This is a genomic window from Psychrobacter sp. S1-30-MNA-CIBAN-0213, from assembly GCF_040309845.1.
Lineage (GTDB): Bacteria > Pseudomonadota > Gammaproteobacteria > Pseudomonadales > Moraxellaceae > Psychrobacter.
The window spans coordinates 105177-127113 of record NZ_JBEOPE010000001.1 but is presented as its reverse complement, the minus strand read 5'-3'; the positions used below and the strand labels follow the sequence as shown (position 1 = coordinate 127113).

The following is a 21937-nucleotide window of genomic DNA, read 5'->3' as shown; positions in this document are numbered from 1 at the left end:
AATAAACAACAGTTAAAATAACTCGCATAATATAAAAAGCTACTCGCATTTACGCATAAAAGAAAAGGGATATCATGAGCGCTATCATAACCAGTAAACTGAGTCCAAACGCTGCTGAATTTCAGCAAAACAGTGCCGCCATGCAAGCGGTAGTCGATGACTTATATGTGCACTTGCGTAAAGTCGTCCAAGGTGGTTCAGAGCGGGCGCGTGCTAAGCATCTAGCGCGTGGCAAGCTGCTGCCTCGTGAGCGTGTCGAGCGTTTGCTTGATGTAGGTACGCCATTTTTAGAAGTGGCTCCGATGGCAGCGCACGATATGTATGGCGAAGATATTCCAGCTGCTGGCGTGATTGCTGGTATCGGTCGCATTAACGGCACTGAATGTATGATTGTCTGTAATGATGCCACGGTAAAAGGCGGAACTTATTACCCATTGACGGTAAAAAAACATCTACGTGCGCAAGAAATCGCCCAAGAAAACAACTTGCCTTGTGTATATTTAGTGGACTCAGGCGGTGCTAACTTACCCAACCAAGATGACGTATTCCCAGATAAAGAGCACTTTGGTCGCATCTTTTTTAATCAGGCCAACATGAGTGCTGCAGGCATTCCACAGATTGCCGTAGTCATGGGTAGCTGTACGGCGGGCGGTGCTTATGTACCAGCTATGAGTGATGAATCTATTATTGTTAAAGACCAAGGAACCATCTTTTTGGGTGGTCCGCCACTCGTGAAAGCAGCAACGGGCGAAGAGGTCACCGCTGAAGATTTGGGCGGCGGCGATGTGCATACCCGTCTGTCAGGGGTCGTCGACCATTTAGCACAGAACGATACTCACGCGCTATCGATTGCGCGTAATATCGTCAGCCATCTCAACCGTCCTGCCAAGCAAGTTCCGAATCAAATTAAACCACGCCCACCGCGCTACGATGCCAAAGAGCTATACGGCGTCATCCCAACGGACAAACGTAAGCCATTTGATATTAAAGAAATTATCGCTCGTATCGTCGATGACAGTGCCTTTGATGAATTTAAAGCGCGCTTTGGTACCACGCTGGTTTGTGGTTTCGCTCATATCGAAGGTATGCCAGTCGGTATTATTGCCAACAACGGCATCTTGTTTAGTGAGTCGGCGCAAAAAGGCACGCACTTTATTGAGCTGTGTTGTAAGCGTAAAATCCCATTGATATTCCTGCAAAATATCACTGGCTTTATGGTCGGGCGTAAATATGAAAACGAAGGTATTGCCCGTCATGGCGCCAAAATGGTGATGGCGGTTGCAAACGCCAAAGTGCCGAAGTTTACCGTCATTGTCGGTGGCTCATTCGGTGCCGGTAACTACGGCATGTGTGGCCGTGCTTATAGTCCACGCTTCTTATGGATGTGGCCAAATGCGCGTATCTCTGTGATGGGCGGTGAGCAAGCAGCCTCGGTATTGGCGACCGTCAAGCGTGACAATTTTGACCGTAAAGGCGAGGAGTGGAGTAGCGAGGATGAGGCTGCATTTAAAGCACCGATTCTTGATATGTACGAGAAACAAGGCCATCCATATTATGCGACGGCACGTCTCTGGGATGATGGGGTCATTGATCCTGCCGATACTCGTAATGTATTAGCCTTAGGTTTGAGCGCTGCCTATAACGCACCGATTGAAGAGACTACCTATGGTGTCTTTAGAATGTAGATTGGTATTCTACTTTTGATGAGTGAGTGCTTTAGTTTACAAAATAGACTGTGTTACTAAGGTCAGCACGTGACTGGTAAAAACTTTCTTGCGTGCTGTGCCTACGCCGACAGAGGCTGCAAAAATTTCTACCAGTCACCCATTTTTTTTCGAAGATAGAATGATGGTGTTAGAAGTAAAAAAACATTACACAAAATTGTCCGTAAAAAAAGACATGCAAAAGTTACTACAAAACATTGAGATAATCCTATATGAATAATTATAAAAGCCTATTGGTCGATATTGAGCAGCACGTGGCTACGGTAACATTAAACCGCCCTGAAATACGTAATGCTTTTAATGATGAAATGATTGCCGAATTAACGGATGTATTTAACAAGCTTGGCACTGATGATAACGTCCGAGTCATCGTGTTAGCTGCTGCTGGTAAAGCGTTTTGTGCTGGTGCGGATCTTAATTGGATGCGTGCGATGGCAGATTATAGCTATGAAGAGAACCTAGCAGACGCTGATAAACTCGCGCAAATGCTTAAGACCATTTATGAATGCCCCAAACCAACGGTTGCCGCTATTCAAGGGGATGTCTATGCAGGTGGTATGGGTTTAGTTGCCGTTTGCGATGTAGCCATCGCGGTTAAAATTGCGAACTTTTGCCTAAGCGAAGTACGTTTGGGATTGGCTCCTGCAACGATTAGCCCTTATGTTATTAAGGCGCTAGGTGCTCGCGCATCACAGCGCTATTTCTTAAGTGCAGAAGTTTTTGATGCCAAAAAAGCTCAGCAACTGGGCTTTATCCATGAGCGCGTCAGCGAAGAAGCGCTTAATGATGAGGTAGCCACGTTCTGCGCCAAAGTGGTCAAAAACAGCCCGGATGCGGTTAAGACTTGCAAACGTTTATTGCATGAAGTGGCGGGCGCACCCATTAGCGATGAGTTGATTTCCGATACGGTAAAAGGCATCGCTGATATTCGTTCATCAGAGCAAGGTAAGGAAGGCGTACAAGCGTTTCTGCAAAAAAGGAAGCCTGATTGGCTGACAGCAGATTAATAATAGAAGAGATATTTGGTAAATTGACGATAAATTAACAGCAGATGCCATTTTTTTAAAACAGTCACACGTGAACATCAACCTAGATTTTATTATTTATCATTATTAATTAATGTCACAAACGAATGTTAAAAACGATAAAAACGACAAGACACAGGGATAGTTATGTTTTCTAAAATTCTAATCGCCAACCGTGGTGAAATTGCCTGCCGTGTTGCAGCAACTGCTAAGCGTCTGGGTGTAAATACCGTCGCTGTTTATTCTGATGCTGACCGTGAAGCTAAGCATGTCGCTGTCTGTGATGAAGCCGTTTATTTGGGCGGATCGTCTCCCAAAGACAGCTACCTTAAAGGCGATGCTATCATTGCGATTGCTAAAGAGACAGGCGCACAAGCGATCCACCCAGGCTACGGCTTTCTAAGTGAGAATGCAGATTTTGCGCAGGCCTGTCAGGATGCTGGTCTGGTCTTTATTGGTCCATCAGCTGATGCTATTCGCGCGATGGGCGGTAAATCTGAGTCCAAGCGTTTGATGGAAGCGGCTGGCGTGCCATTGATACCGGGTTATCATGGTGACAATCAAGATGCAGAGTTTTTAAAGCAGCAAGCAGATAGCATTGGCTATCCAGTACTGATTAAAGCCAGTGCTGGCGGTGGCGGTAAAGGCATGCGTATCGTTGAGCAGAGCAGCGATTTTATTGACCTGTTAGACTCCTGTCGCCGCGAAGCGATAACCAGTTTTGGCAATGATCAAGTATTGATTGAAAAGTACGCTCTAAAACCACGCCATATCGAAATTCAAGTATTTGGTGATACGCATGGTAACTATGTGCATCTGTTTGAGCGTGATTGCTCGGTACAACGTCGCCATCAAAAGGTATTAGAGGAAGCGCCAGCTCCAGGTGTTGACGCTACAATGCGTGAAGCGATGGGAACAGCGGCAATCGAAGCCGCGCGTGCGGTTAGTTATTTTGGTGCAGGCACGGTTGAATTTATCGTGGAGCAGCGCGAAGGCTCTATGAACTTTTATTTCATGGAAATGAATACTCGTCTGCAAGTTGAGCATCCAGTCAGTGAAGCCATTACTGGTGTCGATTTGGTCGAGTGGCAACTCTTGGTCGCAGCGGGTAAGCCATTACCTAAGCAGCAAGATGAGCTGGCGATTAATGGTCATGCGATTGAAGCGCGTATCTGTGCTGAAAACCCTGACAATGGCTTTTTGCCAGCGACAGGTACTTTATTTACTTATCAAAAACCTGAGCATAGCACCTTTGTTATTAATAACGACAGCGCAGGCGTGCGTATCGATGATGGGGTGCGCGAGGGCGATGTGATTAGCCCGTTCTACGACTCTATGATTGCCAAGCTTATCGTTCATGCGCCCACTCGCGAGCAAGCATTGGCTAAACTCGATCGAGCACTCGGACAAACACGCATCGTTGGTTTGCCGACTAACGTAGCGTTTTTGCGCTATATTCTAAATACTGAGTCGTTTAGCCAAGCCAATCTCGATACGGCATTGATAGAGCGTGAGGCGGACGAGCTGTTTAATCAGCATCCACTGCAGTTATCGACGCTTGCTGTGACAGCCATTGCTCAGCAGCTTGCCAGTGAAGGGATTGCACAAGATACAGATCCGTTTAGTAAGCCTACTGGTTTCCGTGCTTATAACGCTTATGCGAGATCGTTTAGCTTGATATATGATGAGCAAGCTTATAGCGCCCGTATTAGTAATTGGCACAATGCGAATGGTGCTGACAGCAAAAAGGGTAGCGATACTCTCAGCAGCTTTACGTTGGTCATTGAAAAAGAGGTCGCTAACACTCAGGATAATAGCAATATCAATGTAGCTGCTGAGTTGGAAACTGTTTATCAAGGTGAAGTTAGCTACGCCAGCAGTGACGCACACAATCATACTTTATGGTTAGAAGGCGCACGTATTAGCGCTCAAAGTTGGGTACATAATGAGACCGTTTATGTGTTCACAGATAGCGGTCGGGACGAGATTACGCTAATTGATATCATGGCACATGTGGGCGAAGAGTCTGCAGCGGTTGGTAGTTTGAAATCACCAATGCCAGGGCAGGTCGTTGCCTTCAAAGTAGCTGTCGGCGATAGCGTGAAGAAAGGCGAGCCACTCGCCGTTATCGAAGCGATGAAAATTGAACATACCATTACCGCACCGACTGATGGCGTGGTGGCAGAATTATTGTTTGCGGCGGGTGATTCGGTTGCAGATGGTGATGAGTTACTGCGTATTGACACGGAAGCTAGCGAAGCTTAAGAACCGAAGTATAAGAACAATGAAAGGATAATAACCATGAGCCATTCGTATCCAGAGCACGTCACCATCGTGGATGTCAGCCCACGTGATGGCTTACAAAATGAATCGATGACGGTACCGACTGCCGTTAAGCAAACGCTTATCAACGATTTAATCGCGGCAGGCGTCAAAAAGCTTGAAGCGACCAGCTTTGTCTCGCCAAAGTGGGTACCGCAAATGGGCGACAACAGTGAGCTGATGACCGCGCTTGCAGATAATAGGCGTGATGACATTATTTATTCAGTACTCGTGCCAAATATGCGCGGTTTTGAAAATGCCATCGTACATCGTCCTGATGAAATCGTTATCTTTGGCTCAGCTAGTGAGACCTTTAGTCAAAAAAACATCAATTGCAGTATCGATGAAAGTATTGAACGTTTTGCACCCGTTGCTGCTGCCGCTAAAGAACAGGGCATCAAAGTGCGCGGTGTTATCTCTTGCACGGTCGGTTGCCCTTACGAGGGCGAGATTGATCCTAGCCAAGTGGCTTATGTGACTAAGCGCTTGGTTGAGATTGGTTCAGAACAGATTGGTATTGCTGATACGATTGGTGTTGGTACGCCGCTGAAAGTACAGCGCGCGCTACAAGCCGCATTAGAATATGCCGACATCGCTATGCTATCAGGACATTTCCATGATACTTATGGTCAAGCAGTCAGTAATACCTTAGCCGCACTACAGATGGGCGTCAGCGAATTCGATACCTCAGTGGCTGGGCTTGGCGGTTGTCCGTATGCCAAAGGCGCAACGGGTAATGTCGCAACCGAAGATGTAGTCTATATGCTGCACGGTATGGGTATTAGCACTGGTATTGACTTGGATAAACTGGTCGTCGCTGGCGAGCGTATCAGTGATTTTTTAGGTCGTCGTAATGGGTCAAGCGTGGCGCGTGCGTTGATTAATAAGCGTCAGTCCTAATTAAATGCGCTGAAAATATAATGGCTTTAAAGACGAATTAATATTTAATATTTAAAACATCAAAATACAAGGAATAGTTATGAGTTTACCTGGATTGAATTTTCAGCTTGGCGAAGATATCGACGCGTTACGTGATGTGGTACAGCAGTTTGCAGCGAAAGAAATTGCCCCGCGTGCGGCTGAGATTGACAGCAGCGATGAATTCCCAATGGATTTGTGGCAAAAGATGGGTGATTTAGGTCTACATGGTATCACTGTTCCTGAAGAGTACGGTGGTGCTGATATGGGCTACGTCGCTCATATGGTCGCAATGGAAGAAATCAGTCGTGCTTCAGCCTCCGTGGCGCTGAGCTACGGTGCGCACTCTAATCTTTGTATCAACCAAATTAAACGCAATGGTTCAGAGGAACAAAAGCAAAAATATCTGCCGAAACTCATTAGCGGTGAATTCATCGGTGCGCTAGCGATGAGTGAAACCGGCGCTGGCTCAGATGTGGTCAGTATGAAGCTAAAAGCCGAAGAAAAAGACGGCGGCTACATTTTAAACGGTAGCAAAATGTGGATTACCAATGGTCCTGATGCTGATGTAATGGTGGTGTATGCTAAAACCAATCCCGAAATGGGCGCTAAAGGCATGACCGCATTTATCGTTGAAAAAGGCATGGAAGGCTTTGGTACGGCACAAAAGCTCGATAAATTAGGCATGCGCGGCAGTCATACCGGTGAGATGACTTTTAATAATGTTGAAGTCCCTAAAGAAAACATTTTAGGCGGCTTAAACGAAGGCGTTAAGGTACTGATGAGTGGTCTCGATTACGAGCGCGCGGTATTAGCCGCAGGTCCTATCGGCATCATGCAAGCGGTGATGGATAATGTCGTTCCTTACATTCATGATCGCAAGCAGTTTGGTCAAGCGATTGGTGAGTTCCAACTTATCCAAGGTAAAGTCGCGGACATGTATACCATCTTGCAGGCGGGGCGTAGCTTCTTATACACCGTTGGTAAAAATCTCGACATGTTAGATCAACGCGGTGCAGGTCATAGTCGAGAAGTGCGTAAAGATTGCGCCAGTGTGATTTTATGGTGTGCCGAAAAAGCCACTTGGATGGCAGGTGAAGGCATTCAAATCTTTGGCGGTAATGGCTATACCAATGAGTATCCGCTAGGTCGTTTCTGGCGTGATGCCAAACTCTATGAAATCGGCGCAGGTACCAGCGAGATTCGCCGTATGCTGGTTGGTCGTGAGTTGTTTAACGAGACTAAGTAAAAATTATTGAATGTTCGTTAGATATTAATTTCAGAATAAAATCGATACATTAATATCCTCGTGCTAATGGGCTAAATTTTTCTTGCTTGCTGTTCTCAGGCGTGACAGAGGCTACGAAAAACTCATCCCATTAGCACTCTGTATGGGTTTGAAATCGAACAGGCTATAACAAAAAAGCAGTACGCTTAAAACGTACTGCTTTTTTTATTTCTATTTTATATCTTATATCTTATAAAGATCTTAGATTAAAATTGCTATGACAGTTTACTATGGTCAAAATAGCGTGCCAGACCATTTAACAATAAATCATCGCGCAGGCGTACAGGGCGATTGACATGTTGCGCAATAATGGCTGCATCACCACCCGTCATAATGACTTCAAAGTTGGGATGACGATGGCTAATCTCATTTATCGCACCAACGATGGATAATAATATCCCACGATGTACCGCATCTTGCGTGGTGGTACCCTGACTGACACTATCAAAAGTACCGTTAGAGATGGTGATTTGCTTGGTACCTGAGAATAGGGACTCGCGTTGCAGATAGATGCTTGGGAAAATATAACCGCCTAAATGCTCAGCATGGTCAATCAAATCAATCGTCACCGCTGTACCGCAACCAATCACGCATTGACGCTTTTTCTTATCAACTGCGCCCAGCATCTGTAGCCAACGATCGCAGCCGAGCTGCTCGTCATTGTAGGCGCTACGCATCAATGGGTGTTCAGCATCAACATGGACAAACTCAAACGGAATATCTAGACGACTCAAAGTCTCTGATACTTTTACGTTCAGCTCGTCACCCAGTACTGACGAGATACCGATAAAGTCGGGCGCATAACGCTCAAAGCGATCGGTTAGACCCATGAGTAATTCGGCAGGCGCTTGTAAATGCTGCTTGGCATCGTGCGCGACTATCTGCCCGATATCATCAGTGAGCCAGTATTTAAGACGAGTATTTCCAAGATCTAACCAGAGCATAAAAATCCCTTTATATAGTGCTCGTTAAGTAGGCGGTCTAAGCCTCATGAATCACATCAATACGACCGGTAAAAAGCGCAGAAATCTTACCGTTATCTTGACGCAATTGCAAACAGCCGTTTGTATCAATACTGCAGGCGTCACCAGTGATTACATGCGAATTATCATCATGGTCTTGGGTGACACGTAATCGCAGACCTGCCAGTGCGTCCATCGTCGCAAATTCTTGCAAAAAACTGTCCAGATAGTAAGTATGTCCAGTTGGCCTTTCGATATCAAAGTGCTCAAAGCGGGTCATAGCCGCCAGTAACGCTTCACTAATTTGCTGATAAAGCGTTTGTAAGGTTGGTAGACTGTTCGCGTTATCTGACGCCAGCATTCCATAAATATCTTGCAAGCTAACTGCTTGATAGCTCATGCCTTCACAAGTTTGCGCGGTTAGCTTTGGCGCAGCTTGTACATTAAGTCCAACGCCCATGACTACACCAACCAATTTTCCTGCCTTCCATACTGGTTCAATTAAAATACCAGCAAGCTTATTAAATTGAATAATTTGCGTGTCTAGTTCAGCTTTAACTGATTCGGGTGAGTTTTGATAAAAGCCTAAATCATTGGCCCATTTTACGCCAATAGGGGTTAAACTTTGCGCGCGTAATTGCTCATTCAATGTTTGGATAACAGGCGTTTTTGCCAGCTCAACGCCGATGATTAACGATAACAAACCGCTAATAGGCATGTGTACTGGATGGTATAACGACAGATAAACATTACCGCGCGGTGATTGCCATGAGCGTCCTCGCTGTCCGCGCCCTGCACTCTGGGTCTCAGCCGTTAGTAGATGCAACTCAGTAGCATCCAGCGTACCATCTTGCACAGCGTCTATCAGCTCACTATTGGTAGAGGCACTGCTGGTCACATGACGATGCGTAACCTCAGCTAAATGGACGGAAGGATTGGCTGGTGACGGCATAGATATAGATAACGGCATAAATTTAGTCGCTGTAGTTCATATAATGTTTGATAGAGTCTTTGAGATAGCATTTGATATACTAATGCCATTGTTAAGAATGACAGCCATCGGCAGAATTGTCACGACTTAGATGCTAATGACGCGCAGGCGCTGGTTATTATCAACTAAAAATAACCATAATAAAAGGTAGAGCTATAATGTTATATGTGTGGTTTGTCATTGCAGGGGCATTTGCTGGGGTCAGCGCAGGTTTGTTTGGTGTCGGTGGCGGCATGATTATCGTACCAGCACTGGTATGGATTTTTACTGCGTATCATTTTCCTCCTGAAGTGGTCACCCATTTGGCAGTTGGTACCTCACTTGCGACCATTGTAGTGACTTCTATTAGCTCACTCACGGCGCATAATAAGCGCGGCGGTGTACGCTGGGAAGTGTGGCGAAAAATGGCGTTGGGCTTGGTCATCGGTAGCCTCGTTGGAGCAGGCGTTGCTGACATGATTGACGGTAAGGTATTGCAAGCCATCATCGGTGTCGGCGCGTTATTGGTTGCTTTAAAGATGTTGTTCTTTTCTAATAAAGAGCAGATAGGTAAGCCGTTACCGTCAGCTGGTGTGCAGTTTGGCGCGGGTACGGGTATTGGTATGGCGTCATCTATTTTTGGCATTGGCGGCGGCAGTTTGACCGTACCGTTTTTAAATTGGGCGGGACTGCCAATGAAGCAGTCGGTTGGCACTTCAGCGGCTTGCGGGCTACCGATTGCATTGGCTGGCGCGGCAGGCTTTGCATGGTTTGGTCAAGACGTGGTCAACCTGCCTGAAGGTACAATAGGCTTTGTACATATTAGTGGGTTTTTATGTATTTCCGTTGTCAGCTTCGCTATGGCAAAAGTCGGTGCCAAGCTTGCCCATGTATTACCTGCGCTAACACTTAAGCGTGCTTTTGGGGTGTTGTTATTATTTGCAGGTGGGCAGTTATTGTTAAGTGGGATTGGGGTGATTTAAGTTATTTCTTATCAATCGCATCCAGCCCTAAACGCATCCACTTTCTTGCTAACTCATCATGGTCGCTGAGCATACTCCATAGCGCATCTTCACTAAAGATTGAATACTCTTTACCTGAGTATTCAATTGGCATATCCGCTTCACGATCCGTCATCCATTGCGGGTTGAGATAGTAGTCTTTTAATTCGTTTTGTAATGTTTCAGCTTTTAAGAACTGCTGTTGCGCCTCAAGCTGTTTACGATGTAGCTCGCACCATTCTTCATATTTTTGTTGCATCTCTTGCGGATTATAATCAGTCATATTAATGTTCTTAATTTTTAGTGTTTAGATGAATTATATAGATTTTCAGCCATATTATAGCATTCCTCATAAACTCTAAAAACTCGTCACAATTTCAGGTAGAATAGCCGCCTGTTTTCGCTAAGTTTATTGATTATTCATGCGTTTGAAATCTCTAAAGCTGGCAGGATTCAAATCCTTTGCCAATCCAACGACTTTTACCTTCCGTCATGGTATCACCGCCATTGTCGGGCCAAACGGCTGTGGCAAATCCAACGTGATTGATGCCATTCGTTGGGTGCTGGGTGAGACCTCTGCCAAGCAGTTACGTGGCGGAGCTATGAGTGATGTCATCTTTGCCGGCACGCAAGATAAATCTGCCAAAAGTGTCGCCAGTGTCGAGCTAACTTTTGAGCATACGCAAGATGAACAGACAGGTATTCGCCATGAATTCAATCTTTATCAAGAGCTATCCGTTCGCCGTCAAGTAAATAAAGAGGGACGATCAGACTACTTTATCAATGGCACGCGCTGTCGTCGCCGTGATGTGGTCGATGTATTCTTGGGAACGGGGCTTGGTGCACGCAGTTATGCAGTCATCGAGCAGGGTATGATTGGGCGTATTGTTGAATCTAGCCCCATGCAGCTGCGTGAATTTATCGAAGAGGCGGCTGGGGTTTCGCGTTATCAAGCGCGCCGCGAAGAAACGCAAAAAAAGTTAGAGAAAACTAAAGATAATTTAGCACGCCTGCACGACATGCAAAGCGAGCTGGTCACCCAACAAAAACGGTTATCTAAGCAAGCAGAAAGCGCTCAGCGTTACGAAGAGCTAGCGTTAACACTTGCTGATATCAAGCAGCAACTTGCCATTCAGCAACTGTATCAAGCCAAGCATAATCAGCAGCAGCAAAAAATAGCTCATGAGCGTAGCGCTAATGAGGTCGCCACATTACAAGCCAGCTATGAGACTCTAAAAGCCAAACAAGATAAGCTTGCAGCGCATATCAATCAAGAACAGTGGCTAAAAGACGATGCCCAAAGCAGCCATTATCAGCAGCAGCTAAGCTATCAACAAGCTGAGCACCAGCTAAGTGATGCCAAATCACAGCTAACCGTTATTGAACAGCAACTAGCCAGTTTAGAGCAGCAGCGTGAGCAAGCAGTCGATGAGATTGAGCGTTTAGAAACTGAGCAAGTTGAGCAGCAAAACGTGCTAGAAGAATTGCGTCCGCAGCTAATTGAACTGACAAATAAACGTGAAGCGTATAAACGCAATGAGCAACCGTTGCAGCGCGCATGGCATGAAGCGCAAAACAAGCTGTCACGCCTGCAAGATAATGCGCGTGCGCTTGAGCAGCAGCAAGCGATTAATAGCCAAGCGCAAAAACGGCATCAGCAAAACCATGAGAAATGGCAGCGTCGCCAGCAAAACTGGCAGAGTCTATGGCAGCAACTACAACAGTCACTAGCACCAGCTGCCAATACTGACGGGGCTGATGGTGATGGGCAAGAGCAGGCTGACGCGAACAATTTGCAGCGCACATTAGAGACGCAAGTTGCTGAGCTAAATAAACAGTTGCAGCAGATTGAGCGTCAGCAAGATAGTATCGATGAGCGACTGTCTGAGCTACAACCGCAAGCGCATGATTTACAGCAGCGCTTGAATATGCAGCAACGCGAGTTGAGTGAGGATGAAAAACGTCTCGCAGTTTTAGCAGGTGAGTACGATACTCTACACCAGATATTGCATCCTAAAACTACGGCAAAACTTCAACAGCAATTATCTATTTCAGGAAATGACAATTTAAAAACTGATTTAGAAAATGAAATAGCCAACGACTATAAAGACTTGGCTATCACGACCTTGCGTGAGCAGATTGAGTTAAGCACCAAAGGGCAACAGCACGCAGAGCTACTCGATAGCGTATTGGCGTTATGGCTGGATAGTCATGTGCTGGTTTCTAAACAATCAAGTAATGAAAAAATTAACGGCGACGTTCAAAAAGCGAATAGCTTATGGCAAGCGCTTGAGCATAACTTAACCGATTTGTTTACTTATCAGACTGCACAAAATGAGCATAGTAATAGAGAAGAGAGTTCTTCAATAGAAACTGGTCATAGCCTTTGGCTATCTGCTAAGCAAAGTGAAATTAGAGACAGTTCATTTGTTAGCCCATTGCCTGATAGCTTGGTTGATAAAGTACTGCCTTTATCACAGCTAATTATTGCACCTAACTTAGCGCTTTGGCAGCAATGTTATTTATATGTCGCAAAATCTGAGGTCACTAATAATCAGACTCTTGACGCGCTTGCCGATATTTTAAAAGCACTGCCATTATCAGCCATCCTGCTAACCTCGGATGGCTGGCTTATCAGTCGTCAGGGTACGATTAATCTCAGTAAATTTATTGGTGTGCAAGATGGTCAAAACGATAGCAATAATCAATTCTTAACGCAGCGTTTACAGCAGCGCAGCCGTCTACAAGCGTTAGAAGATTTGCTTGATGAGTTTGAAAGCAAAATACAAGAGCAGCAAAAGACCATCGCTAATAACCAGCGCGATTATGATGCATTAACAGTTAGCGTAGAAGAAACTCGTGCGCAAGCTGAACAATTAACCCGCGATAAGCATAAATACCAGCAGCAGCTTACCACTCAGCGCGCCAACGCTGAACGTCTACAAGCAGACAGCCAGCGTCTAAATACTGATAAAGTTGCCCTTGAGCAAGAGCAACAAGAGCTTGTGCAAGAGCAGCAAACACTTAATCATGAACAGCAGCATATCCAAAGTGAGATAGCGGCGTTGACGCCACAAATAGCGGATGCTCGGACGTTGAGTCAGCAGTTGCAGTCCGAACGTAGTGAGCTTACCCGCACACGTCAGGCAGATGGTGACGCTTGGCAAGCATTGCAGCTTCGTATTCAACAAAGCGAGATGCGTTTAGAGCATAGCGTTAGTAGTCTTACCCGTGCGAGTGAGCAATATGACAAGTCACTACAAAACGAGCAAAGTCTAAAGGCGCGTAATGAACAGCAGCAAAATAAACTGCCAGCACTGCAAGCAGCATTGCACACAGCGCAGACAGCACGCGATGAACAGCAGGCAGTATTAGCAGAGCGTGAGTCGGCATTAACGGCGCTTAAAGGGGAGTATAGTCAGCAGCAGGCAGCGCTAGATACGCTACAACATACATTGCAGACTCAGCAAAGCAAGCTTGCACATCACGCCACCGAGCTGGCATTAAGCGCGGCACGTCTAGAAGATGCCAGTACTCATACGCAAGAGGCTTTAGAAGCTTACTATAGCATTAGGCATAGATATAAAACTGATGAAGAGTTAATGCAGCAACCGATTAGTGTCTCAAATTTATTAGCGGACTTTATCGCCCATGATCGCCGTGTACGCCCAGAAAAAATAGCTGAGCTTGAGAGCGAGCATGCTAAGCTTGACCAGCAGCTAAGTAAAATTGGCGCGGTCAATCTAGCGGCAGTTGCAGAGCTGGCTGAGGTCAATGAGCGTTTAGAACCGCTGGCGCAGCAGACAGAAGATATTGCTGCCAGTATGCAGACGTTGACCGAGGCGATTGCTTCTATTGATGAGACCACCAAGACGCTATTTATGCAGACACTTGAGGCGGTCAATGATGAGCTTGCCAATTTATTTGCCAAAGTCTTTGGCGGTGGACAAGCTAGCTTAACGCTCAACACTGACGACATGCCTGCTAATGCATCAAAATCAGAACAGTGGCGGGCAGGGCTAACCTTGATGGCGCAGCCGAAAGGCAAGCATAATAGTCGCTTGGCCGTACTCTCAGGCGGTGAAAAAACGCTTACTGCACTTAGCTTAATTTTTGCGATATTTAAGCAGCATCCTGCCCCATTTTGTGTGCTTGATGAAGTCGATGCACCCCTTGATGATGCTAACGTTGCCCGCTTTACCAGTCTGATTCATGAGTTGGCAGACGATTTGCAGTTTATATTTATCAGTCATAATAAGCTGACAATGCAGATTGCCGATGAGCTTAAGGGTATTACGATGCCTAACGCAGGCATTTCTACTTTAGTCAGTGTCTCACTCGATGAAGCTGTAAGCTATATTGATAGTTAGTATTAATGACTAGTATTAAGAATTGATAACTGATATTAAAAATTGATAACTGGTATCGAATTCTATACAGTCCCTAGTGTTATAGTCGATGCTAGGACTGTAACGTAACGCAACTATGTCAGGCTGACTATAAACGATTACTATATGGTGACGAGGTTAGTCAGCCATGCTAGACTATTGCCATTTATTCCCTCTTATGTATTCCCTTTTATCATAGTTATTAGGATATATTTCTCATGACCGCTATTCAGTTTGTATTGATTGCCATTGCTGCATTTATCGTGCTTGCAGGCCTGTTTATGGTCATTCGTAGCTTTAAGCGTCGTAATAGCGCGGAGATTGCGGCAGTCAATTATGATAAAAATGGTATCCCAATTATACCGCGCCACGAGCGTAATATTGTCGATCAGCCAGACTTGGACGATACGGTCGCTGGTGAAACCACCATCGCTCCTGATCGTGATTATCTAAATGCGGTGATCGAAGATGAGCCTTCAACTGAGACTCATACCAATGTCGATGCACAATTGACACAGGGGCGTGGTGATACTGCAATTGATGAAAGTGCAGAAAACAGCGAGAACTATGTACGCTGGCAGGACGAGCAACAGCGCGCTGACAATGCTGAGTTTGTAGAAGTTGCTAGTGAAATGCAGGGTGATAATGAGTATGAGCCAGATGCGTTTTCTAGCCTTATGTCAGCGACGGATAGCTTGATGCCAGTGATTGATACGGCCGAAGAGCCAAGCTTTGATGATAACAGCCCGATACTAGATCAGCACCTCTTAGAGCCAGTTGACCAAGCGCAAAACGGTCCACTCATCAATGCTAAAGACAATATCAATATTACTATCTTGCCGCGCCAGTATCGTGATCGTCCTGTAGAAATTATTCGTGGTCGTGATTTATTGGCTTTAATTGATAAATATGGTTTGCGCTTTGGGGCGATGAATATGTTCCATCGCTATGAGCAAAAAGACGGCACTGGCATGCTTTGGTTCAGCATGATGGGTATTACAGATAGTGGTATCGCACCGTTCGATCCGCATAGCGTGGCGACCAATACTTACAACGGTGTGGTCGTATTTTTATCTCTGCCGCATCCACAAGCGCTACGCAGCTTCGATAGTATGATGAGTATTGCTTATATGATGGCCGATGACCTCAATGCGATGATGCTTGATGAAAGTAATGAGCCGATTACACCTGAATATAAACAACAGCTACGCAATCAAGTACGCGACTATGAAGTTTAATAAAGACGAAATTTAAAATCAATTCTAGCAGAATCCTAAAAGGTAAATAATGTCGCGCAATTAATATTGCCATAGATGTTATTTGCCTTTTTCAATTGTTCTGATTTTCTATAAAATGATATCCGAGTATCCTGCAAACTTGTTATCATATCGGCATCTTGAATTGCAAAGACGCTGACTATGACTGACCCTATCTTACCAACCGTTGCACAAACCCAAACCAATCAAAAAACGACTTCGCAAAACCTTACTTTGTCTGATGAACATACTGATACTATCGCGCAGATGCGCTCGCTTATTGACGCCATCAAGAAACATAATTATGCGTATTATGTGCTCGACAATCCTATTTTAGAAGACAGCGAATACGATCAATTGCGTCGCTCTTTGCTTGAGCTCGAAGAAGAACGTCCAGATTTGGTACAGCCGGACAGCCCTATCAATCAAGTCGGTGATACGCCGCTATCTGCTTTTACCCAAGTGACCCATGACATCCCCATGCTATCGCTTGGTAATGTGTTCGAATATGATGGATTGCGCGATTTTATGCGCCGCGTTAATGATCGTCTCAATGACGCGCAGCAAAACCCTGAATATGAGATGGAGCTAAAGCTTGATGGACTGGCGGTCTCAATAAAATATGCGTATGGCAAATTTGTCCAAGCGGTCACACGCGGTGATGGGCAAACAGGTGAAGACATCACCCAAAACGCTAAAACCATTCGTAACTTGCCACTTTGGCTAACTGAGGCCGCTGATATCGAGCTGTTAGAAGTACGCGGTGAAGTGCTGATGCCCAAGGCAGGCTTTGAGCGTCTAAACCGCCTAGCAGAAGAGAAAGAAGAAAAGACCTTTGCCAATCCTCGTAATGCCGCTGCTGGTAGCTTGCGTCAGCTTGACCCAAGTATAGCTGCCAGCCGTCCGCTTGCATTTTACTGTTATTCAGTCAATCAAGGTCTACCTGAAAATATCAACACTCAATCAGCCGCGTTAGCATGGTTAAAAGACATTGGCTTTACGGTCAGCGCGGTTGAGGTCGTGCAAAATCCACGCGAGGCACAAGCCTACTATGAATCGGTGATTGAAACGCGTGATAATCTACCGTTTGAAATTGACGGTATGGTGATTAAGGTTAATAGCTTGCCATTGCAGCAGCAGCTTGGCTTTCTATCGCGTGAGCCGCGCTGGGCAACCGCTTATAAATTCCCTGCCCAAACGGTCATGACCCGCCTGCACTCTATCGAATGGCAAGTCGGACGTACTGGACAAATCACGCCAGTCGGCAAGCTTGAGCCAGTAAAAGTCGGCGGCGTCACCGTCAGCAATGTTACCTTGCATAATTTCGGTGAGATTCAGCGCTTGGACGTGCGCGCAGGCGATATGGTCAGCGTCCATCGTGCAGGCGATGTCATCCCAAAAGTCACGCGCGTCTGGCATGACCAGCGTCCAGAAGACTCAGAACCCGTTAAGTTACCGTCTACCTGTCCAGTATGCGACTCGCCTGTTGTGCTGCCCGAAGATGAGGCCTTGGCGCGTTGTACTGGCGGTCTATTTTGTCCAGCGCAACAGCAAGAAGCACTCATTCATTTTGTCTCGCGTCGGGCGATGGATATCGATGGCTTAGGCGCAAGCTGGCTTGTCAGCTTCTTTAAGCATGGACTTGTCAAAACCGTTGCTGATATTTATCAATTGCATAACCATCAAGAAGAACTTATCACCCTTGAAAAGTTGGGCGAAAAATCTGTACAAAATATCATCAGCGCTATCGAAGCCAGCAAACATACCACGCTAGCACGCTTCATCTATGCACTCGGTATTCGTGGTGTAGGTGAAGGCACGGCGCAAAATCTCGCCCAGCAGTTTGGTGATCTAGATAGTTTAATGGCAGCAGATATTGATACGCTACTACAAACGCCTGATGTGGGCGCTATCACCGCTGAGCTGGCACATAAATTCTTCCGCGCACCGCATAATATCGAAGTCATTACCGCGTTACGAGAAGCAGGCGTGCATTGGGATAAGGTCGAGCAAACCGCATCGGCTGATCAACCACTCGATGGACAAACATGGGTCATCACAGGCGCACTCGATAGCATGGCTCGCGATGAAGCCAAGGCCAAATTGCAAGCACTAGGTGCAAAAGTCTCAGGGAGTATTTCGGCAAAAACCACCGCGCTACTGGCAGGTGATAAGGCTGGCTCTAAACTGACCAAAGCAGAAAAATTGGGCGTTAAGATAGTGGGTGAGGAAGAGTTTTTGGCGTTGGTTGGGGAGTAGTTTATGAATCTTGATGACTTGGAAGGTTTGGATGAAGCGACTCGGGAAGAGATTGAAGAGTTGCAGAAAGTAACACGTGGGAAAGATAAGAATAACAAATTTTTCGAAGCTCAATACGATATAGCTCAACTTTTAAGAGGAAATGAACTATTCAAAAATGCGCATAGTATTCTAAGGAAATTGAAAAAGGATGCAGAGGATGTTGGTAATTTTAGATGGCAACATGCTGCCCAGTTTGATATTGGAGCTATATTTTTAGAAGTAGGCGATACTGAAAAGGCTATATGGACTTGGCAGAGAACAAAAGATATAGAAGGAAAGAGCGAAGATCCTTTATCTCAAGTACTAGTTGGAAAAATACTAAGAGATCAAGAGGATCTAGAAGGTGCCGAAAAAGCATGGGAAATAGCAAAAAAACTAGGTAAATCGAATAGGCCTAAATTTAATAGTGAAATTAGGCTGCTTTTAGGGCAGATTTTTGAAGAAAGAGGAGATAGCGAAAAAGCTTTAAAAGAGTGGTCTGAAATAAAGTATGAGAATGATAAAAGCAGATATGCTAAGGCACAATTTAATATTGGCAATATGTTCTTTAAACAAGATGCTAAAGAAGATGCTTTAATATCATGGCGCAAGGTCAAATGTGAAGATAATCCTGAAGTTTATATCAAAGCTCAATTTAATATTGACAAGATTATAGAAAATATGGATATCCATAAAAGAGTGTTTAAAAAATTAGAGTTAAAACGTAAGTGGATATTGAGTAATAAAGATGAAATTAAAAAAGCTTTCTCGGAATGGGATGTTGTTAATAGTCCAAAAGATTATGCATATTCAAAACTTAAATTTGGAGAAAAAAATATTAATTCTAGTGAAGATCGAGATATTAAGAACGCAATAGCTTCTTTTGAGAAAGCAAAAGAATGCTACGCTTATGAATCATATACTTATCTTCTTATCTGCGAACTCTTATCACATTCGAAATCAGAACAACTAGGGAAACTAACTTTAGAGATATTCAATAAAGTTCAAGAAATTATTGACATTTTATCTATAAATTTTAGTAGTTCGTCTATTGAAAATATAATACCTGAAAGAAAATTAGCTCATTATACCAGCACTGATACCGTAGATAAGTTACTGAACACAGAAGACGGAAAGAAATCAAGCAGTTTTCGACTTAATACTATAAATAATGTTAATGATCCTAGTGAGGGACAATTACTCCTAAATCACTTAAAAAATATAAAAGATACATCATCTTACACACCAGAATTCGATGAAAAATACCATGCGTTTCTTAGTTGCTTTACTTTTAATCATGATAGCCTTAATCAGTTTAGATTGTATGGTAAAAAAGATAATAAAGAAGCTTCAGGAGTTAGTATTGTATTTAAAAAAGATTTTTTCGAGTTTGATAGTTCAATATTAAACTTGCCTTTTCCATTATTTGAAAGTGGTATTAAATCTAGTGACGATTTGCATGAATTTAGAGATATGCAGAAAAAACCATCTGTCATAACTGAAAATATTGATTTTAAAGATTCTGATTTTTTTAATATCAAAAAAAATAATGAAGATTATTTCAAAATAAGAAAACAGCCAGTGATGAGATGTGTTTATCTTGATCCTACTTCTAACTACATTCATTTAGCTCAGCGTAATCGACTAACATTTTTTCGAGAGTTTAATGATGAAACTGTACAAGCAGGAAGTGAGAAAATAAGTAAAGCTGAACACGAATGGAAGAGCTACAAAAGCTTTATTGATAAAAAAACTGATGATTTTAGCATCGCTTTTACAACTCTCAAAACTCATTATAAAGCGATTGACGAAGAAATGATTAAAATTGAGGAGATAAACTCAAGATTGATAAATAATATAAAAATATTATTAAACGAAATTCTCCTACCTTTAAAATATCTTATTAAGCACTCAGCTTTTCAAGAAGAACAAGAATGTCGAATGGTATATATTACTCACTTAGATAGACCTGAGATAAAGATGGATTTTGGTAAGTTTCTATATGTAGAGTACGAACCAGAGGTAAAAGCGCATTTAGACAAAATTTACATCGCTCCTGCTGCCAGTCACTATGAGCCTTATTTTGCTAAGCTATTATGCGGTAAGAATGGTATGGGTAAAAAGATTAAAATCGAATCCTCAAATAATCCTTACCGTCAAACTTAATATTTCCTCGTAGCGTGTGTCATATAAATCAAAACACACGCTATTAACTTCTACTCCACCTCACCATGCACCTCAACCTCACCCTTCACCCCATCCGGCTGAATCACGATAGGCAACACCAGCCCTTTAGCAAAGTCATCAGCTAACACATAATCATAGCTGCTGGCAGCGACATCGGGCGTAGTATGAATGATAAGCTTCATATCTTTGCCATCGGTCAGCTCATGAGAAGTATAGCTATCACTGACTTGATCGAGCACCTTTGACAGTGCTTCGTTACTTGCCATACTTATTGTCAAATTATGCTGGGCAGTTGCATTATCTACTTTGAAGTAATCAGCATATGACTGTACAGATTGGCTATCGAGCTCAAACGGATAGTTGTAGTCAGCGAGGTTAGCAGCTGATTCGCCACTTGACATTACTGACCAGTCGATGGTTTTTGCTGTCGTCGATGAGCCTGATGTTGTTACCGCATCTTCAGAGACTTTACTAGCAGTATCAGCACTGTTGTCGCAGCCTGTTAGCGCCCACATACTTGCAGTAGCAATTATCATAATACTCATTAGACGCTTCGTCATCGACATATCCTCTTTATTATTAATCATAAATTTTTATATAAGCGCTATTTTGACAGCTTTCGTTATGCTTCTCTAGCAAAATGCAGCAAACGAGCGATTGTTATAGAAATATCGGTAAGACAGGTATAGTTGGTTCACTTTAAAACTGATACAGTGCTGCTGGGGTAAATTTTTTGCAGCCTCTGTCACGCTTGCGAACAGCACGCAAGAAAAATTTACCCCAGTAGCACATCGCTATTAACGTATCGATTTTATTTCGAACTGACTATATGTTTTATGGACTACATGCATAAAAAAAACAGCCATCTTTCGATGACTGTTTACACTAATGCTAAGGTTAACAAGTATAGATTTATCATTATTAATGAATGATTAAAATGGAATTACTATCTATCCACTTGGCAGTTTACTTGGTATTCTTTACCATCAGCCCATTTCATCGCTAAGATACCTTTATCGCCTTTCATATGCCATGCATAGACAACTTCTGGGTTTGACTCATTTACATAGCTTGCCGTATCGCCTTCTACGCCGCCATTCAAGATAATTGGTTGTTGTGACCAGTTTACTTTAGGTAACGTAGCAGTCAACATTACTTGTTTTTTATTAATAGATTGTTTTGCAAGGATTTGGCTGTCATCAGTACAAGTATAAGGAGCTGGCGCCATGCGATCATAGGCAGCATTGGTTACGCTTTCTGAAGCAGGAGTAGTAGTACTTGGCGTTGTTGGAGTCGTAGGAGTGTTTGGCGCAGTAGGCGTTGGCGCGGTAGTAGCACAAGCACTAAGTAGAGCAAGGGCAGGTAAGGCAGTAGCAATCTTAGTTAAGGTATTCATGGTTCTCTCCAAAAGCATCAAGTCATATCGTTTATTTGTATTTAACAATGCGTTAAGCATATGACGCATATAGTAACGAAAACGAAGCCTGAGAAATGTTAGAAATTGTTTGCTAGCTGTGAGTTTCGTTACGTAACAGCTGACTAATGTAATTCTTAATTTAGAGAGTTTGCAAAAGCATAAATTTGAATAATATGTGAGTTCAAATAACTATAGATTG

15 protein-coding genes are annotated in these 21937 nt (G+C 44.0%); 10 read left to right on the top strand and 5 right to left on the bottom strand.

The genetic code is table 11. The annotated features are described in order from the left end of the window. The first annotated feature begins 74 nt into the window (after positions 1 to 74). The 5 genes from AAEY87_RS00520 (at position 75) to AAEY87_RS00500 (ending at position 7238) form a co-directional block, all read left to right on the top strand. On the top strand, positions 75 to 1685 hold the full coding sequence (locus tag AAEY87_RS00520; RefSeq protein WP_350655477.1) for a carboxyl transferase domain-containing protein: 1611 nt from the start codon (positions 75 to 77) through the stop codon (positions 1683 to 1685). Between the two features lie 251 nt (positions 1686 to 1936). Further along, complete coding sequence (locus AAEY87_RS00515) at positions 1937 to 2731, top strand: enoyl-CoA hydratase/isomerase family protein (protein ID WP_350655476.1); 795 nt, start codon at positions 1937 to 1939, stop codon at positions 2729 to 2731. Positions 2732 to 2896: 165 nt separating this feature from the next. Then, a complete protein-coding gene (locus AAEY87_RS00510) occupies positions 2897 to 5014 on the top strand; it encodes an acetyl-CoA carboxylase biotin carboxylase subunit (protein ID WP_350655475.1) in 2118 nt (705 codons plus the stop codon). Positions 5015 to 5050: 36 nt separating this feature from the next. Continuing rightward, positions 5051 to 5971: a hydroxymethylglutaryl-CoA lyase gene (locus tag AAEY87_RS00505; RefSeq protein ID WP_350655474.1), complete on the top strand. Its 921-nt coding sequence runs from the start codon at positions 5051 to 5053 to the stop codon at positions 5969 to 5971. Positions 5972 to 6050: 79 nt separating this feature from the next. After that, on the top strand, positions 6051 to 7238 hold the full coding sequence (locus tag AAEY87_RS00500) for an isovaleryl-CoA dehydrogenase (RefSeq protein ID WP_350655473.1): 1188 nt from the start codon (positions 6051 to 6053) through the stop codon (positions 7236 to 7238). 254 nt (positions 7239 to 7492) lie between these two features. On the opposite strand, the gene AAEY87_RS00495 is transcribed toward AAEY87_RS00500, so the two are convergent. Next, positions 7493 to 8221 carry a pantothenate kinase gene (locus tag AAEY87_RS00495; RefSeq protein ID WP_068034296.1) on the bottom strand — a complete coding sequence of 243 codons (729 nt, stop codon included), beginning with the start codon at positions 8219 to 8221 and terminating at the stop codon, positions 7493 to 7495. A gap of 37 nt (positions 8222 to 8258) precedes the next feature. Further along, positions 8259 to 9209, bottom strand: a complete 951-nt coding sequence (locus AAEY87_RS00490; protein ID WP_068034299.1) for a biotin--[acetyl-CoA-carboxylase] ligase — start codon at positions 9207 to 9209, stop codon at positions 8259 to 8261. A 179-nt stretch (positions 9210 to 9388) separates the two neighbouring features. Between AAEY87_RS00490 and AAEY87_RS00485 the strand changes: the two genes are divergently transcribed. After that, a complete protein-coding gene (locus AAEY87_RS00485) occupies positions 9389 to 10192 on the top strand; it encodes a sulfite exporter TauE/SafE family protein (protein ID WP_350655472.1) in 804 nt (267 codons plus the stop codon). Between the two features lies 1 nt (position 10193). On the opposite strand, the gene AAEY87_RS00480 is transcribed toward AAEY87_RS00485, so the two are convergent. Then, positions 10194 to 10493 (bottom strand): DUF4298 domain-containing protein, encoded by a 300-nt coding sequence (locus AAEY87_RS00480; RefSeq protein ID WP_350655471.1) that lies wholly within the window; start codon positions 10491 to 10493, stop codon positions 10194 to 10196. Positions 10494 to 10632: 139 nt separating this feature from the next. Here AAEY87_RS00480 and AAEY87_RS00475 point away from each other — a divergent pair, with 139 nt between their 5' ends. From AAEY87_RS00475 to AAEY87_RS00460, 4 genes are all read left to right on the top strand, one after another. Beyond that, complete coding sequence (locus AAEY87_RS00475) at positions 10633 to 14580, top strand: AAA family ATPase (protein ID WP_350655470.1); 3948 nt, start codon at positions 10633 to 10635, stop codon at positions 14578 to 14580. Positions 14581 to 14816: 236 nt separating this feature from the next. Further along, a complete protein-coding gene (locus AAEY87_RS00470; RefSeq protein ID WP_350655469.1) occupies positions 14817 to 15836 on the top strand; it encodes a cell division protein ZipA in 1020 nt (339 codons plus the stop codon). A gap of 285 nt (positions 15837 to 16121) precedes the next feature. After that, positions 16122 to 18113: an NAD-dependent DNA ligase LigA gene (ligA, locus tag AAEY87_RS00465; RefSeq protein ID WP_502945435.1), complete on the top strand. Its 1992-nt coding sequence runs from the start codon at positions 16122 to 16124 to the stop codon at positions 18111 to 18113. A gap of 3 nt (positions 18114 to 18116) precedes the next feature. Beyond that, positions 18117 to 20300 (top strand): tetratricopeptide repeat protein, encoded by a 2184-nt coding sequence (locus AAEY87_RS00460; protein ID WP_350655467.1) that lies wholly within the window; start codon positions 18117 to 18119, stop codon positions 20298 to 20300. Between the two features lie 50 nt (positions 20301 to 20350). On the opposite strand, the gene AAEY87_RS00455 is transcribed toward AAEY87_RS00460, so the two are convergent. Further along, a complete protein-coding gene (locus AAEY87_RS00455; RefSeq protein ID WP_350655466.1) occupies positions 20351 to 20881 on the bottom strand; it encodes a hypothetical protein in 531 nt (176 codons plus the stop codon). 386 nt (positions 20882 to 21267) lie between these two features. Continuing rightward, the gene (locus AAEY87_RS00450; RefSeq protein ID WP_350655465.1) at positions 21268 to 21717 is read right to left on the bottom strand and encodes a hypothetical protein; all 450 of its coding nucleotides are present in this window, start codon (positions 21715 to 21717) and stop codon (positions 21268 to 21270) included. Positions 21718 to 21937 lie beyond the last annotated feature (220 nt).